A 15,847-nucleotide genomic window follows, 5' to 3' on the forward strand; every position below is an offset into this window, starting at 1 on the left:
TTAATTGTCTTTCGATCCGTTGGACAGGTCAGGTGATGCGAGGATGGGCCCTCATCGTCGTCTTCTCCCCTTGCCTTCAGAGCACTTCGGCAAGGAAACGCTGAAGGCGTGGGCTCTGCGGATAGTCGAAGATCGCCTCGGGCGTGCCTGCCTCGACGATGCGCCCCTCGTCCATGAAAACGACCTGGTCGGCGACACGTCGGGCAAAGCCCATCTCGTGCGTGACAACGACCATGGTCATGCCGCCTTTACCGAGATCGGCCATGAGGTTGAGCACACCCTTAACGAGCTCGGGGTCCAGCGCACTCGTCACCTCGTCGAATAGGATGACTTCGGGTTCCATGGCCAGCGCCCGGGCTATCGCGACGCGCTGCTGCTGTCCGCCGGAGAGACCACCGGGGCGATGATGCTGGCGGCTGGCGAGACCGACATCGGCAAGCCGCACCTTGGCGATGCGTTCCGCTTCGGCCCTCGGCAGACCCTTTATCTTCGTCAGCGACAGCATGACGTTTTCGAGAGCCGTGTGATCCGGAAAGAGATTGAAGTGCTGGAAGACCATACCCACCCGGCGGCGGAGCCGCTCCGGCTTCATTGTGAGAATGCTGTCGCCGTCGAGCAGGATGTCGCCGCACTTCGGCTCCACCAGACGGTTGAGGCAGCGCAGAAGCGTCGACTTGCCCGAACCGGAAGGGCCGATGATGCAGGTGACGCTGCCGGACCTCACCGAGAGGTCGACGCCCTTCAGCACGTCGAGCTCGCCATAGGCCATGCCGAGATCGCGGACTTCCAAACTGCCGCCCTTGAAGGCGATCTGCGAGGCGTGATCGGCGCGATCGAGTTCGCTAACCTCCTCCAGCCCGCTCGTAATGGCCGCCGATTGCTGCTTGCCAAGCCTGAGACGGCTGTCGATGGCGTTGACGAAATGCGTGAGCGGCACCGTGACGAAGAGATAGAAGACGCCCGCGAGAAGGAGCGGCGAGAGATTGCCGGTCACCACGGCCTGATCCTGGCCAACGCGGAAAATCTCGCGTTCGGAAGCCAGCAGGCCGAGGAAATAGACGAGGCTCGAATCTTTCACGTTGCCGATGAATTGGTTTACCAGTGCTGGGAGGACCCGACGCACGCCCTGCGGCACGACGATAAGGCGCATGCCCTGGCCGTAGCTCATACTGAGCGCCCGGCACGCCTCCATCTGGCCGCGTTCGACGCTCTGGATGCCTGAACGGAAGATCTCGCCGATATAGGCGCCCGCTATGAGGCTGAGCGCGAGAACGCCGAGAGGATAAGGCGACGGGCCGAACAGTTCGCGGCCGATGCGCGCAAAGCCCTGTCCGATCAGCAGGATGGTGACGATGGCCGGCAGACCGCGGAAGATGTCCGTATAGATGCGGGCCGGGATACGCAGCCAGGGCGACCGCGAAATGCCCATGATGGCGAGCACCATGCCGATGACGATGCCCAGTACCGTCGAGGCGGCCGCCAGGATCAACGTGTTTTTCAGCCCGACCGTGATCATGGTCGGCAGGACTTCGGCCATCGCGCCCCAATCGAGGAAGCTGCGGCGAAGGTTTTCAAGCCAGTTCATCAGGCGGCCCCCTGAAGGAAAGGCCGGTCCGACCGACGACGATCGGACCGGAAAGCGGGATTAGGGCTTCGGGAGATAATCGGCTGGCATCGGCGTGCCGGGGAACCATTTTTCGTGCAGGGTCTTCCAGGTTCCATCCTGCATCGCGGCCTGCAAAGCCTTGTTCAGTGCCTCCCGCAGGGCATCGTTGCCCTTGCGGATGACGAAACCGGCCGGCGCGTCGAAGCTTGGTATATTCACCGCCACTTTCAGGTTCTCATACCGGCCGGCATAGTCTTTTGCCGCCTCGTAATCGAGGAAATGCGCATCGATCGTGCCGTTGTTCAGTCCGGATACGGCAGAGTTATTGTCTGGGAATTTGACAAGATCGGTGCCCGTGAAGTTCTTCTGTGCATAGATCTCCTGGAGCGTGCCTTGCACGACCCCAAGCCGCTTGCCCTTTAGGCCTTCGGCGCCGGTGATATCCGCGTCCGCGGTGAGCACGGAAAGGTAGCCTGCCAGATAGCCGTCGGAAAAGTCGACCGTTTCCTTTCGCTTTTCTGTCGTTCCGATCGCGGCCGCCGCCACGTCGAATCGGCCGTTGGCGACCGAGGGCATGAGGGCCGAGAAATCCTGTCCGGTGAAGATCACCTGTTCCCTCTCGAAGCCGATCCGCTTGGCCACGTCGAGCAGGAGTTCGATGTCGAAGCCGGTGAAATTGCCGTCAGCAGTTGAGAACGCGTATGGCTTGGCATCACCCATCGTACCGACGCTGATGGTTGTCGGGTCGATCAGACCAAAGGGATTGTCCTGAGCGGCGGCCGGTGCCAGGGCACCTGCCGCAAGGCCAAAGACTATCGCAGCGATGGCCGCGCCCAATCTGGCGAGCGGCACATACAAGACTTGGAATGAGTTCATCGGTTTTTCTCCTCTGGTGGTGTTTTTGCAATGTTGAAAGGACAAGGCCCTCCCCGCACGGCCGGATCACCCGCGCGTTCGGTAGCTGCCATCGCATGCCCCTATTAGGAGCTTTTTGTTCTTGGAGACCGGTCTCACTCCCGCTGAGACCGGTCTCATTTCTTGTTGCAATTGTTATCTTCGTGTTTGCCAGTCGTCAATATGTCTTGTAAGGCTAGCGATTATGGACCAGAATCCGTCCCGACCCACCTCCGTCACCGTTGCCGACGTCGCGCGTCGAGCCGGCGTCTCAAAGGCGACGGCAGCACGCGTTCTGGGCGGCTACGGAACGGTCAGCGATCGGGTGCGCGAAGCCGTGACCGCCGCCGCCCGTTCGCTCGATTACCGGCCGAACGAGCTTGCCCGAAGCATGACGACGGGCCGATCGGGCACGATCGGCGTCGTGGTCGGCGACATCGAAAACCCGTTCTTCAGCCTGGCCGTGCGGGGCATCGCCGACGTCGCCCGGCAAGCGGGCTTTACCGTCATCCTAATAAACTCGGGCGAGGACGTCGCCGCGGAGAAGGCGGCGATCCGTACCCTGCTTGCCAAACGGGTGGACGGCCTGATCGTGTCACCCGCCAAGGAAGGTGAACTTGACCACCTGCAGGAAGTGGCGCGCTCGGGCCGCCCGCTGGCACTGCTCGACCGCGGCAGCGAGACACTCGACGTCGATACCGTTATCGCCGACGACAGAGACGCTGCCGAGGGCGTCACGCGTAGGCTTCTTGCGCTCGGCCACCGACGGATCGCCTATCTCACCGCCTGCGACACGCCCGATCATCTATTCCGCACGCCGGCCGATATCAATACTGGCTCGGTAAGGCGGCGTATCGAAGGATTTCTCGCTGTTTGCCGAGAGGCGAGCCTGGGCGAGATGGAAAGGTGGGTGCATGTCGGCGCATCCTCGCCGGAGCATACGCGCCGTATCGCCACCGACATGTTGCGGGCGAGCGTGCGTCCGACGGCGATCATAGCCTCCGATAGCTTGATCGGACTCGAGGTCTTCAAGGCAAGCCGCGCGATCGGCCTTGATATTCCCAGCGACCTGTCGCTCGTCTCGTTTCATGACGCTGACTGGACGTCCGTGACATCGCCGCCTGTCACGGTGGTCAGGCAACCGGTCTACCGGTTGGGCGAAAGGGCCGCCCAATTGCTTGTTGAGCGCCTCAACGGGAACGACATGGAGGCCCGCCTCGTCGTTCTGCAAACGGAAATCGTCGAACGTGCCTCGGTCGCTGAAGCGCCGGCGTAATCCTTTCGACGCTTGGCTGGGGAAGTTCCGCGTTCAACGACGGGCGGAACTTCCAGGGAGGTTACTCCCGAACCGACTGCTGCAGGCGATCCTTGGCCGCGTCGTGCGCTTCCAGCGCCGCATCGCCGGCCTTCTCGAGGATTTCCTGCCCGGCCTCCATGGCTTGCGCCACGCCGGCATTCGCCCTGGCCGCGAGATTGGACCGCACATCTTCCGCCATTTCGCCCAGTGCCTCGTCCTCGGCTTCGCTGTGGGGCAGCGCCGCCCCGATTGCTGCACCGACGGCAAAGGCGAGCGCTCCGCCGACAAGCGGCTGGTCGCGGAAATGCCTCAAGATGGCGGCGTTGAGCTGCGCGCCCTGTTCTTCGAGTGACCGGCCGGCACCCTGCATGCTGCCGGCGAGAGATCTGCCGGCTCCCGTCACCGAATCGGACATACGGCCCGCCGCGGCGCTCACCTGTCTCCAGGTCCGGGACGCCCAGCCGGACGCCTCGTCGAACAGGGCGCCGGTCTCGTCCCTGATATCTTCGATCTGCTTGCCTGCCGCGTCGGTAAAGCCGCGATAGATCTTCCCGGCCGGGTCGACGAAGTGCCCGGCCCGCCGGCCGGCATCGTCCGTCAGGGCGCGGAAGCGGCTGCCGCTTTCATCCGTGAAGTGACTGTAGCGCTCGCCGAAGCTCGCCTCCACCGGACCCACTCTCCGGACGGAGCCCGTTACGGGTGCAAGCGGGTAATCATCCGCATCGTCATTTCCCTCCCCGTGGCGCGGCGCGCGCGAGGCGGGGTTGGCGATCAGCCAAGCGAGGCTTACCCCCATCAGGGCAACCGGGATCGGGTTTGACTTGAGCGCCACGCCGAGATTGCTCAGATATTCGGATCCGCCGCTCGTTTTTGCATATTCGAGCAGTTCGTCCATTAGTTCTCCCGGCGACATGCGCTCCTGAATTTCGTGGAGCTTTTCCTCGATTCGCTGGCGATCGGCCTCTATTTCGCGCTGCAGTTCGGCAGCGGAGTGGGTGTGTGCGGAATCGTTCATTGCAGTCTCTCCTTCACCACGTTCGCGTCGCGCTGCAGGGAGGCGGCCGTCCGATCGAACTGGATGCTGCTGCCCTTGAGCGCCGAGAGGCCGCGCGAAATCATCACCCAGGCAAGCAAGGCGACAACCACGCCGACGATGGCCGCCGACAACGCATCGGCATTCGCTTCGGTCATGCCCTGAGCCACGAGGAAGGCGCCCAGACCCTGGACGACGGCACTCAGCAGCACGCCGACTGCGCCTATGGCAAAGATCAGCCCGACGAGGAGAGTCTCGAGGCTGCCGACCGCCCGATTCAGATTCTCGGATGCCTCGGCTTTCGCGAGGTCGATTTCCTTCCGGAAAAGACCGGATATATCCGCCACCAGACCGGTCATCAGTTCCGTCAGGGGGCGCTCGTCCCGATGATTAGCCATTATAGCGTTCCTTCTCGCTTGATTGACGGGTCCGTCCCGAAGCATCCCGTCCGTCGCGGCGTGGAGGCGAAGCGGTGAGGAACCGACTTGCGGCCAGTCCTGCGATCGCGGCCATGCCGAGGAAGGCGAGTGGCTGCTTTCGGCCGAAATCTTCAACCATTCCGGCGATCTCGCCGAGATTGCGGCCCTCTGCCTTGCGTGCGAAACCCTGGAGCGACGTGCCGATCTGCTTTGCATAGCGGCCGATGGCCCGTTGATCCGATTGTTCGAGTTCGTTTCCGACCTTCTCGAGTGCGTCAGCAACACCGCTCAACTGGCGTGCTGCCACGTTTTTCTCATCTTCGACGGCGCGGCCGACCGCCGCCTTTGCCTGTTCCGTCTGTTCACTGGCGAACTCTTTGAACTCGTTCACGTCTTCACGCACGGCGTTCTCGAGGCTGCGGTCACCCGCCTCCCCCTGTCCGCCGGTGTCACCGGCTTGCACGCCGCTCACGCGCTCGATGCCTTGCGCGGACGTCAAAGGCCTGCCCAAGGGATCGCCGGACCCGCGGCCGCTTGTGTCATTGGTCATTGTCGGTTCCTCCCATGCATAACGGGGATCGTTATCGTCTACGCAATCAAACGAGCCATTTGGAGCCTTGTTCCCTGCAAAGCACCGCAGGCCTTCCCCTTGCGTGCTTCGCTCGTTCAGGAAGCCTCCGTTGCAGCCATCTCGCCGCCCGGCGATCAGCGGGGTCGGTTCTCCGGCGACTGTTCGTAAAGTTCCTCGACCTTCCGCTTCTGCGCCTGCTTTTCGGCACGCGAGAGTGGCCTCTGCTTCAAGATGGCATAGGCGACCGCACCGCCGAGTATGAAGGCGCCACCGCCGGTGACAAAAAGCCAGAAATAGTTCGTCAACATCGTCGTATCTCCTCAAATGCAGCCAACTGTGTCGGCCGCCGAAGGTTCCGGGCGGTCCTGTTTCCGCGGCATGCCCGGGCCTGTGCCGGAGCGCTCATTGCGCCGGAACCGAGTGTCTGCTCGCGGGTTTGACCGACGTCGACGAACCAAGTCAAGGAGGAGATCATGGCCAGGAACAGGAGATGGAGCCGCGACGTCTACGAGAGCTATCCCGAATCGGACCGGCGCCGGCGCGGCCAATCCTACGAGGACGAGAGGCGCCGCGCCTTGACTGCCGGTCCGCGGCTTACGGACTACGAGAGCTCGGCGTATTTTGCCGGTAACGAGCCGGGCCGCTCCGGCACATATCGCGGGCGCGATGACAGCTGGGAACGGGAACGCGCATACGGTCCAGGTCACTTCGGCGGTGGAGGCTTTTACCGCGACGACGACTACGGCGAGGAGTATCCCCGTCTTGGCAGGGGCTACGGAGAGCGCGGCTTTATCGAACGCGCCAGCGACGAAGTCGCGTCCTGGTTGGGCGACAAGGGCGCCGAGCGCAGACGCGAAGCGGACCAGTATCGCGGCAAAGGTCCCAAGGGCTACATCCGGTCGGACACCCGCATCCAGGAAGATGTGAGCGATCGCCTGAGCGACGACGGAATGCTCGACGCCTCCGATATCGCGGTCTCGGTCACCAATGGCGAAGTCCAACTGAGCGGTTTGGTCGATTCCAAATGGGCCAAACGCCGCGCCGAGGACTGCGCCGAGGCCGTCTCCGGCGTGAAGCATGTCCAGAACAGCCTTCGCATCCGACCGTCCGGAGGATCACCCGGCTGGAATGCCGGCAACACCGACCGAAACATCGCTTGAGAGGCGGGCATCCGTGAAAAAGGGCTCAAGCGCTTCCAGGAGAAGTGTGTAACGTTTTTCCGTCCGGGAGTGCGCCAGCTCAAGCCCGTCGGGAACGCTCACTGAGATGTCATGGACTGAATCTGGAGCAAATGGGTTCTGACGGTCGGATAAGTGGATTCGGCAAAGGCTTTCAACGCGCCGGCATCGCCCTCCTCCGCGTATTTCTTGAGAAGCTCCAGAGCATCTTCATGCGCAGTGACTTGGGAGGACAGATAGGCCGGATCGAAGGCGGCACCGCTCAGCGCCCGCAGCGCGGCAAGCTTCTCTTCGCCGGCCTTGTCGAGCGACTGGGAAAGTTCAACGCCATCCTTGCCTGCGGCTTCGGCCAGTTCCTTGCCGGCTCGCGCGTGATCCGCAAGCATCCGCTCGGCGAATTCCAGTACCTCGCGCCCTTTGCCGCGCTGCCGCGCGAGTTCTGCCGCCTCCATCTCGAAGAGGTTCGACATCGACATTTTCCGCGCGAACTCCTGGCGCTGCGAAGGCTCGCCCTGAGCGGCGGCGGCCTGCAACAGCGCGAGGAACAACACTATCGCGGCGAGGGTGGCGTTGATGGCTCTCATGGGGATACCTCCGGAGGCCACCTAACCTGCGGCCTGAGTGAATCGTTCCGCACAACCGGATCAACGAACAAGGCGCCCAACAGTTCCTGGCGTGAAAGGTTCCCCATCTGCTCGCATCGAAGATTTCGCAGCCGCCCCGGCAGGCATGTGCACTGCAAGGAACTTTCTTAGAACCATCCGGTTGTAAGAATCGATAAGCCGCAGAACGGCCGGTAGGAGCGGTCACCCGCGTGACCGACAAAGCTTATGCAAACGGCATTGTTCATCGCGATCCCCGCCCTCCCGCTCGGAACGGCGCTCGTGCTTCTGTGGTTCGGTCCGTTGTGGCGCCAGCAAGCGAGCCCATGGAACCGCTCGTCGATCTGGTGCCCCGGATCGACCATCCTCGACCGCCAGGCGCCGCGGCGGAGCCTCGATCGGATTTGATGCAGGCGGGGCCGACCAATAGCGTGGCCATCGTCGGCGTCGTGCGGCGAAGGCCCACACCTTCGCCGCAGACACATGCCGTTACAAAAGTCCCGCCCGGCCGACACATCGTCAATACACGCGGTCGTTCAAATAACCGCACTGGCATCGAGGACGAGCCTCTGCCAATGCGGAAAGGATGACCTCTATGAAGAAGACGTCTCGGATACTGGCGGCCGCGCTGCTGGTCGTTGGAAGCGGATTGGCATTGCAAGCGGCCAAAGCGCAACAGGCGGGACTTCACCGCACCGATCTCTTGCAGCACGATCTCGGCCAGCCGGGCCGCGAAACGATCCAGGTGCGCGTCGATTTCGATCCCGGTGCCGTCTCCATCAAGCACTCCCATCCGGGCGAAGAGGTGGCCTATGTGCTCGAAGGCTCGCTGGAATATCAGCTCGAAGGGAGAGCGCCGGTCACGCTTCATGCCGGCGATGCCCTGTTCATTCCGGCCGGGGTGGCTCATCTCGCGAAGAATGTCGGCAGCGGCAAGGCATCGGAACTCGCGACATACATCGTCGAAAAAGGCTCCCCGCTTGTCGTTCCGGCCAAGTGAGCGTCCGTCATGGATGCCGAGAACCGCGGCGCGACAACAAACCGGCGGCTCCGTGCTCCCGCCGGTCTTAACCGCGTGGACAGAGGCGGACATTTCGCCGCGTGGGGAGGGCCGGATCTCTTCGGCGCCGAGCTGCGTGCCGCTTTCCGGTCCTTGCGTTGACCCCCGCATTACGGCACAGGCATGAGCCGGTGAATACTGCTGTCACGGTATTCTCGTTCTGATAAGAAATGGCGGTCAAAGGGGTGTCTTGCCATGGAGCACATCGATCACATCCTGATCGTCGATGACGACCGGGAAATCCGCGAGCTTGTGTCGGCTTACCTGAAGAAGAACGGTTTGCGGGTGACCCCCGTCGCCGACGGGCGGCAGATGCGGACCTTCCTGGAGGCGAATACGGTCGATCTGATCATTCTCGATCTGATGATGCCGGGCGACGACGGCCTCGTCTTGAGCCGCGAACTGCGTGTCGGCAGACACAAGGCGACGCCCATCGTCATGCTGACCGCCCGCTCGGACGAGATGGACCGCATCATCGGGCTGGAAATGGGCGCCGACGACTATATCGCCAAACCGTTCTCGGCGCGCGAACTGCTCGCCCGCATCAAGGCGGTCCTGCGGCGCGCGCGAATGCTGCCGGCGAACCTGCAGGTCTCGGAGGCGGGTCAGCTGTTGCGTTTCGGCCAATGGAGGCTCGACACGACGGCAAGGCATCTCATCGATGCGGGCGGTACTGCGATCGCGCTCAGCGGCGCCGAATACCGGCTGCTGCGCGTCTTCGTTGATCACCCCCAGCGCGTCCTCAACCGCGATCAGCTCCTCAACCTCACACAGGGGCGCGAGGCCGAACTCTTCGACCGATCGATTGATCTCCTGGTCAGCCGGGTTCGCCAGCGGCTCGGCGACGATGCCCGGGAGCCGACCTATATCAAGACCGTCCGCAGCGAAGGCTATGTTTTTTCGGTGCCGGTCGAGATCGTGGAGCTCCGCTGATGGCGGCGCGGTCGACTCTCCATGGTATTCACCTGTGGCCGCGCACACTGAGGGCGCGGCTTTTCGTTATCCTTCTCGCCGGCTTGGCGGTCGCCCACGCCATGTCCTTTGCGGTTCTGTTCTCGGAACGCTACATCGCCGCCAGGTCGGTGATGTTCAATACGCTCGAAACCGACGTCGCGACGTCTATCGCCATTCTCGACCGGCTCCCCGCGAGCGAACGCGCCGCCTGGCTGGGCCGGCTCGCTCGCGGATCCTACCGCTTCGTCCTGGGGCCGGGCATGCCCGGCAGTCCCGTGCTCAATGAGGCCGACGCCGAGGTCGCCGACAAGGTCCGGGCTGCAATCGGTGCGAAATATCCGATCGAGGTCGAATCCATCCCCGGCGGCGTCCGCCGTCTTCAGGCGCATCTTCGCTTGAGCGACGGCGAGCCGCTGACGATAGACGTCACGCCAAGGGGCGTCATGCCGGTTGCCGACTGGCTGCCTTACGTGCTCGTCGCTCAGCTTTCCCTTCTGGTCCTGTGCAGCTGGTTGGCAGTGCGGCAGGCCACCCGCCCGCTCGCGGATCTGGCGAAGGCCGCCGACACGCTCGATCCGAACAGCAAGACGCCGCGCCTCAGCGAGACCGGACCGAGGGAAGTCGCCTATGCGGCGACGGCATTTAATGCGATGCGGGATCGCATCGCGCAGTATCTGGAGGAGCGCGTGCAGATACTGGCCGCGATCTCGCATGACCTGCAAACACCGATCACACGGATGAAACTCCGAGCGGAAATGGCCGAAGCGTCCATCGAGAGAGACAAGCTGATGAGGGATCTGGACGAGGTCGAACGTCTCGTCAGGGAAGGTGTCGCCTATGCACGCAGCGCCCACGGCAAGGACGAAAAGGCTACCCGCATCGATCTCGCCTCGTTCATCGAGAGTTTGGCCTATGATTATCAGGATACCGGCAAGGCCGTCACTTTCGGCAAATTGGCGGACGGCGCAATCGTGACCCGGCCGCACGCCTTGAGACGGATTCTCACCAACCTGATCGACAATGCGCTGAAGTTCGGGGGCAGCGCCGAGATCGAGGTTCAGCGCCGCCCCGAGGGCACAGTGACCATAAACGTCCTCGATCGCGGTCCCGGCATCCCGGAAGACCAGCTCGAAGCGGTTCTGCAGCCCTTCTTCCGCCTGGAGCAATCACGCAGCCGGGATACCGGCGGGACCGGGCTCGGCCTCGCAATCGCCCAACAGCTCGCGACGGTCATCGGCGGCTCCCTGACCTTGCGCAACCGCGACGGCGGCGGCCTTGCCGCGGAGCTTTCCCTGGAGCGTTTCACTGTTTCATCAAAACAGTGAAACGCTCTAATCTTTGAAGCGACGCACGTCCGGACGGAAAACCGTTACGCACTTTTCCCCGGAAGTGCTCCAAGCGCTGCCTGAGGAGCTATCGACCGTGTCTGGTCCGCAGACGGGCAGCTTACCAAACGAACGGGGCGGTCTGGACCGCCCCGTTATGCATGATCGTTTCAGGTTGCAGTGTCTCAGGCCGGCTGCGGCTCGCCGGACTGCTCCCGGACAATGTAATCGGCGTACCAGATGGGCCAGTCTTCGTCCCGGTGTCCGAGCTGCTTTTCGTACTCGCCGTGGGCTGCTTCGGCGCGGCGGAACGCGGCTGCGAGATCTGCGGCCGAACCGAACGCCGTCGCGTCCGCGTCGACGCGGCCGGGCAATCGAGCGGTGACCTCCTGGAAAAGCCAGCCATTGCCGTCCGGATCGCGGAACGAAGCGTAGGAGCGATAGCTGCGGCGCTCGGGATCAGGGCCGTCGACACGATGCGTTCCGAACAGATACGGTTCGTCGCTCCCGGCATTCACGTCGCCCGCATGGAACACCTCGCTGATATCGACGCCGCGGCCGCGCAACTCCTCGCGGGCGGCCTCGATGTCGGAAACGATGAGGTACAATCCCTGCGCAGATCCCGGTTCCGCATCGGTCACATGCCTTCCGAAGATGACCGAGGCACCCGATCCGGGCGGGGTAAACTGTATCACGCGGTAGTCGTCGGCACCGGCAAAGTCGGCGTCGAGCCTCCAGCCGAGGCTCGCGTAGAATTCCTTTGCCCGATCGACATCCGACACGGGCACGACGATAACTTCGAGCTTCATATCGACCGGCCGGGCTCTTTCGCTGTTGATTGTGGTGGTCATGTCATTCTCCTCTTGTCTGGGAGGCGCAAGGCGCCATGTGCCTTCTCGGTTGACGATCCGGGACGGAAGCTGCACGCCTCGTCCGACTGTCGAGACACATATGCCGCCCCGCACGTGTATGGGATGTTTCGCAAGGGGCGGAATTTGTAAGCCAATCCGCACGGGACCGCCGGCGGATACAGTTCGATACGAGACATTGCTGCGCAGGCGAAAGCGATCAGAAACGATCGACGTCGACGACCGCCTGGGCAAAAGCCTGTGGGGCTTCCTGCGGCAGGTTGTGACCGATACCGCCCGAGATCAGCCGGTGCTCGTACTTGCCGGAGAACTTCTTGGCATAGGCCGCGGGCTCCGGATGCGGAGCGCCATTGGCATCGCCTTCCAGGGTGATCGTCGGAACACCGATCACCGGCAGTTCGGCGAGCCGGGCTTCCAGCCCATCATATTTGCGCTCGCCGTCGGCAAGGCCGATCCGCCAGCGGTAATTATTGATGGTGATGTCGACATGATCCGGGTTGTCCAAGGCCTCAGCGCTTCGATTGAAGGTGGCGTCGTCGAAACCCCATTTCGGCGATGCGAGCTGCCAGATGAGCTTCGCGAAGTCCTTCCGGTACTGTTCGTAGCCCGCGCGCCCGCGCTCCGTGGCGAAGTAGAACTGGTACCACCAGGCAAGCTCCGCCTTCGGGGGCAAAGGCTTTTTATTGGTTTCACGGCTGCCGATCAGATAGCCGCTCACCGAAACCAATGCCTTGCAGCGCTCCGGCCAGAGTGCGGCGACGATATTGGCGGTGCGTGCGCCCCAATCGCAGCCGGCGATGACGGCCATCTCGATGCCGAGCGCATCCATAAGGGCAACGATGTCGGCGGCGATCGCCGCCTGCTGGCCGTTGCGCGGTGTGTCGGGGGATAAAAATCGCGTCGTGCCGTAGCCACGCAGATAAGGAACGACCACCCGGTAGCCCGCGTTCGCGAGCAGGGGCGCCACATCGACATAGGTGTGGATGTCATAGGGCCAGCCATGCAGCAGGATGACCACGGGCGCATCGCTCTCGCCCGCCTCGGCATACCCGATGTTGAGGACACCCGCGTCGATCTGCCTGATCTTAGCGAAAGATGTATTGGTCCCCGGCGTTGTCGCCGGAATGCGAGCCTCGCTCGTTGATTTTGCGAGGGCGCCGCGTCCAACGCCGAAATGCGCCGCAGCGACGGTCAATGCCGCCACTCCCATGAACCGCCGCCGCCGCAGATTGAATTCCCCTGTCATCGAACTTCTCCGGATAGTGTGAACCACAGCCGTGAAATGCGATGGTGATGTATCTCGAATGTGAGCCCGCCCGACCGCAATTGAAAGCCCGTGTACCGTTTCACGGCCGTCGATACAGTAGGCTACAATTCACACGCGCCAGACCTCACGGCACCGACGCGCGCTCTCTTCTTTCATCCGAATGTAAAAACGAAGGCTTCGACGCCGGGATCGAGAAAGCGTATCTCGAACGTCCGTTCCCGCACTTCTCCCGACTGCCTTACGAGCTGATAGAGGCGCGTCTCGCCCACCGTTCCATTGCCGTCGGAATTGATGTCCGAACCGTGATCCGGGCCTGGTGCTGCACCGTCGACTTTCACCTGAAAGCGCACCCTGCCGCCGTTTTTCGCAGGGCCGAGGACAAGGTGCAGATCGCGCGCGCTGAACCTGTAGGTGATTGCGCCCCCGGCCCGATTGAGTGTCGCCTGCTCTGCACCAACCGTCCAGTTGCCGGCGAGACTCCATTGATTGAGCCGAGGCTTGCCGGCGGTATAATCGCGCGCCGCATCGGCCGCGACACGCTCCGGCGACACGAAGTTCGAAGCGCGCATGTAGCCGACATAATCCTCGCCCGACTGGAGGTGGGCGAGATCGGGCGCGGCTTCGGCGCCCGTCGCATCCGGCCGCACGAAACCACTGTCGCTCCGGTTACTCCCTGCCGCTTCCGCGAGCAGCTCCTGTATGACGCGCTCCGACCGCGCATAATCGCCCTCACCGAAGTGATGGTGTCTGATCCGCCCTTCTGCATCGATGAAATAGTGCGCCGGCCAGTAGCTGTTGCCGAAGGCGCGCCAGATCGCGAAATCGTTGTCGATCGCAACGGGATAGCGGATATCGAAGTCCGTCACTGAGCGCTTGACGTTGTCGATGCGCTTTTCGAAGGCGAATTCGGGCGCATGCACGCCGATCACCACCAGCCCCTGGTCCCGGTACTTCTCGGCCCAGGCGCGGACATAGGGGATCGTACGGATGCAATTGATGCAGGAGTAGGTCCAGAAATCGACGAGCACGACCTTGCCGCGCAGCTGTTCCACGCTCAAAGGCTTCGAGTTGACCCACTCGACGGCGCCGTCCAGCGGCGGGAACATGCCTTCCACCGGCAAGTCGCTTCGGTAGGCCGGTCGTTCGCCGTCGGCGGCCGTTGACGCGCTCGCCCTCTCCTCGGCGGGATCGTCCCGTACACGGTCGAGGAGCGACTGCTCCAGGGCTGCGGTGCTTGCATAGGAGAGGCGCGCAAGCTGCCCCGTATCGAGCCCCAGCGCGATTGCGGCAACGCCGGCAAGTACGGCAATGCCGAGGCCCTGCCGGAGCCGCTCGCCAAGGCCGAGTGAGCGCTTCATCGCCGCGAACACTCTCCCCCCGACAAGAACGGCCAAGGCGAGCGAAGTCGCCGCGCCGGCAGCATAGGCCGCCAGCAGAAGCGTGGTCTCGACATTGGCACCATGAAGGGCGGCGCCGGTCAGCACCAGGCCCAGAATTGGGCCCGCGCAGGGCGCCCAAAGAAGTCCGGTTGCAACACCGAGAAGGAGAGACGCTCCGACGCTCGGCTGCTGACCGGCCACCCTTTGTGAGAGCCGGCTGCCGAGTGCGACGGCCGGACGAGTGAACAGGGCCGCGGCCCGCGCCGAAAGCACGGTCACGCCGAAACCGGCGAGCACTGCGATCGCCGCATACCGCCCCGCCACATTCGCGTTCACCGCCCAGTCCCCGCCGAGCGCGGCGAGCGTGGCCACGCCCGAGAATGTGAGAACCATGCCGACGAGCATCGGTAGAACGCTCCTGGCGAAGGGCTGGCCGGCCCGCGAAAACACGAAGGGCAAGACCGGGAGGATGCAGGGGCTGAGGATGGTCAGCACACCTGCAAGATAAGCTATCGTGAAAAGGATCATTTTCGTCCCTCTGCATTGGACCTGCGCCTCTCGCGGCGGCGGTCGCGCTTGACACGCGGAGCATGGGACCAGAGCGAGGTATCCCGATTGTGTCTCGTAACGAGGGGATCTGTATCGAAGTGCAGAAAGCCTCACGGGCCTTCTGCAGCATCATGCCAGCCGGCAAGGATGACTACTGTAGAAGCTTCAGTAGTTCTCTGGCGGCGGATGTGGACGACGACGGGTTCTGGCCGGTGACCAGCCTGCCGTCCACAACCGTGAAGTCGGCCCAATCCTCAGCCTTCTCGTAGCGCCCGCCGAGGCGCTTCAATTCGTCTTCGACCAGGAAGGGCACGACATCGGTCAGTTGAACGGCCTCCTCTTCGGAATTGGTGAAGCCCGTGACGCGCCTTCCCTTGACGATGGGCTCGCCGCGATGCGTGACCTGCGTCAGGACGGCCGGGCCGTGGCAGACGGCGGCGACCGGCTTGCCCGCGTCGTAGAAGCCTTCGATAAGGGCGATGGAATTCCTGTCGTTGACGAGGTCCCACATCGGACCGTGTCCGCCCGGATAGAACACCGCGTCGTAGTCCTCCTGGTTGACTTCACCGAGCTTCAGAGTATTTGCCAATGCTTCCCTGGCTGCGGGGTCCTCCTTGAAGCGCTCCATCGCTGCAGTCCGGCTGGCTGGCTCATCGCTCTTGGGATCGATCGGCGGCTGGCCCCCCTTGGGCGACGCGATCGTGACCTCCGCCCCGGCGTCCTTGAACACGTAATAGGGCGCAGCAAACTCCTCCAGCCAGAAGCCGGTCGGCTTGCCTGTATTGCCGAGCCGGTCATGCGAAGTCAGAACCATCAGGATCTTCATGGTCATTCTCCTTCGTTG

The 15,847-nt window shown here is 63.1% G+C and carries 17 protein-coding genes; 6 read left to right on the forward strand and 11 right to left on the reverse strand.

Annotated features, from left to right (window positions below; translation table 11 throughout):
- Nucleotides 1–76 precede the first annotated feature (76 nt).
- Together CN933_RS32290 and CN933_RS26145 are read right to left on the reverse strand one after the other, a co-directional pair.
- A complete protein-coding gene (locus CN933_RS32290) occupies nt 77–1,585 on the reverse strand; it encodes an amino acid ABC transporter permease/ATP-binding protein (protein WP_102762877.1) in 1,509 nt (502 codons plus the stop codon).
- Between the two features lie 60 nt (nt 1,586–1,645).
- On the reverse strand, nt 1,646–2,482 hold the full coding sequence (locus CN933_RS26145; RefSeq protein ID WP_018098025.1) for an ABC transporter substrate-binding protein: 837 nt from the start codon (nt 2,480–2,482) through the stop codon (nt 1,646–1,648).
- 223 nt (nt 2,483–2,705) lie between these two features.
- Between CN933_RS26145 and CN933_RS26150 the strand changes: the two genes are divergently transcribed.
- On the forward strand, nt 2,706–3,776 hold the full coding sequence (locus CN933_RS26150; RefSeq protein WP_102762878.1) for a LacI family DNA-binding transcriptional regulator: 1,071 nt from the start codon (nt 2,706–2,708) through the stop codon (nt 3,774–3,776).
- A gap of 61 nt (nt 3,777–3,837) precedes the next feature.
- Here CN933_RS26150 and CN933_RS26155 read toward each other — a convergent pair whose 3' ends face one another.
- The 4 genes from CN933_RS26155 to CN933_RS26170 all read right to left on the reverse strand — a co-directional run bounded on the left by CN933_RS26155 (nt 3,838) and on the right by CN933_RS26170 (nt 6,128).
- On the reverse strand, nt 3,838–4,812 hold the full coding sequence (locus tag CN933_RS26155; RefSeq protein WP_102762879.1) for a DUF3618 domain-containing protein: 975 nt from the start codon (nt 4,810–4,812) through the stop codon (nt 3,838–3,840).
- Nucleotides 4,809–5,228 carry a phage holin family protein gene (locus CN933_RS26160; RefSeq protein WP_018098028.1) on the reverse strand — a complete coding sequence of 140 codons (420 nt, stop codon included), beginning with the start codon at nt 5,226–5,228 and terminating at the stop codon, nt 4,809–4,811. The genes CN933_RS26155 and CN933_RS26160 overlap by 4 nt, the downstream gene beginning before the upstream one ends.
- Nucleotides 5,221–5,799, reverse strand: a complete 579-nt coding sequence (locus tag CN933_RS26165; RefSeq protein WP_018098029.1) for a hypothetical protein — start codon at nt 5,797–5,799, stop codon at nt 5,221–5,223. Before CN933_RS26165 ends, CN933_RS26160 begins: the two co-directional genes overlap by 8 nt.
- Before the next feature lie 155 nt (nt 5,800–5,954).
- Nucleotides 5,955–6,128, reverse strand: coding sequence for a hypothetical protein (locus tag CN933_RS26170; protein ID WP_018098030.1), 174 nt, complete (start codon nt 6,126–6,128; stop codon nt 5,955–5,957).
- A gap of 165 nt (nt 6,129–6,293) precedes the next feature.
- On the opposite strand from CN933_RS26170, the gene CN933_RS26175 reads away from it, so the two are divergent.
- On the forward strand, nt 6,294–6,980 hold the full coding sequence (locus CN933_RS26175) for a BON domain-containing protein (protein WP_102762880.1): 687 nt from the start codon (nt 6,294–6,296) through the stop codon (nt 6,978–6,980).
- 98 nt (nt 6,981–7,078) lie between these two features.
- Here the strand turns inward: CN933_RS26175 and CN933_RS26180 are convergent, their stop codons facing one another.
- Nucleotides 7,079–7,582, reverse strand: coding sequence for a DUF4142 domain-containing protein (locus CN933_RS26180; protein ID WP_102762881.1), 504 nt, complete (start codon nt 7,580–7,582; stop codon nt 7,079–7,081).
- Between the two features lie 246 nt (nt 7,583–7,828).
- On the opposite strand from CN933_RS26180, the gene CN933_RS26185 reads away from it, so the two are divergent.
- The 4 genes from CN933_RS26185 to CN933_RS26200 all read left to right on the forward strand — a co-directional run bounded on the left by CN933_RS26185 (nt 7,829) and on the right by CN933_RS26200 (nt 10,939).
- The gene (locus CN933_RS26185; RefSeq protein ID WP_018098033.1) at nt 7,829–8,008 is read left to right on the forward strand and encodes a hypothetical protein; all 180 of its coding nucleotides are present in this window, start codon (nt 7,829–7,831) and stop codon (nt 8,006–8,008) included.
- Nucleotides 8,009–8,195: 187 nt separating this feature from the next.
- Complete coding sequence (locus CN933_RS26190; RefSeq protein ID WP_018098034.1) at nt 8,196–8,600, forward strand: cupin domain-containing protein; 405 nt, start codon at nt 8,196–8,198, stop codon at nt 8,598–8,600.
- A gap of 255 nt (nt 8,601–8,855) precedes the next feature.
- The gene (locus CN933_RS26195; protein WP_102762882.1) at nt 8,856–9,593 is read left to right on the forward strand and encodes a response regulator; all 738 of its coding nucleotides are present in this window, start codon (nt 8,856–8,858) and stop codon (nt 9,591–9,593) included.
- On the forward strand, nt 9,593–10,939 hold the full coding sequence (locus CN933_RS26200) for an ATP-binding protein (RefSeq protein ID WP_102762883.1): 1,347 nt from the start codon (nt 9,593–9,595) through the stop codon (nt 10,937–10,939). Before CN933_RS26195 ends, CN933_RS26200 begins: the two co-directional genes overlap by 1 nt.
- Nucleotides 10,940–11,124: 185 nt before the next feature.
- Here the strand turns inward: CN933_RS26200 and CN933_RS26205 are convergent, their stop codons facing one another.
- The 4 genes from CN933_RS26205 to CN933_RS26220 form a co-directional block, all read right to left on the reverse strand.
- Nucleotides 11,125–11,865, reverse strand: a complete 741-nt coding sequence (locus CN933_RS26205; RefSeq protein WP_026168918.1) for a VOC family protein — start codon at nt 11,863–11,865, stop codon at nt 11,125–11,127.
- Nucleotides 11,866–12,007: 142 nt separating this feature from the next.
- Entirely contained in the window at nt 12,008–13,054 is a 1,047-nt protein-coding gene (locus CN933_RS26210; protein WP_018098037.1) for an alpha/beta fold hydrolase, read from the reverse strand.
- Between the two features lie 173 nt (nt 13,055–13,227).
- Nucleotides 13,228–14,982, reverse strand: coding sequence for a cytochrome c biogenesis protein DipZ (locus CN933_RS26215; RefSeq protein WP_180980823.1), 1,755 nt, complete (start codon nt 14,980–14,982; stop codon nt 13,228–13,230).
- Between the two features lie 172 nt (nt 14,983–15,154).
- On the reverse strand, nt 15,155–15,829 hold the full coding sequence (locus CN933_RS26220; RefSeq protein ID WP_180980824.1) for a type 1 glutamine amidotransferase domain-containing protein: 675 nt from the start codon (nt 15,827–15,829) through the stop codon (nt 15,155–15,157).
- Nucleotides 15,830–15,847: the final 18 nt, after the last annotated feature.

Source organism: Sinorhizobium sp. M4_45 (genome assembly GCF_002885915.1).
In the GTDB taxonomy this organism is placed as follows: domain Bacteria; phylum Pseudomonadota; class Alphaproteobacteria; order Rhizobiales; family Rhizobiaceae; genus Sinorhizobium; species Sinorhizobium meliloti_A.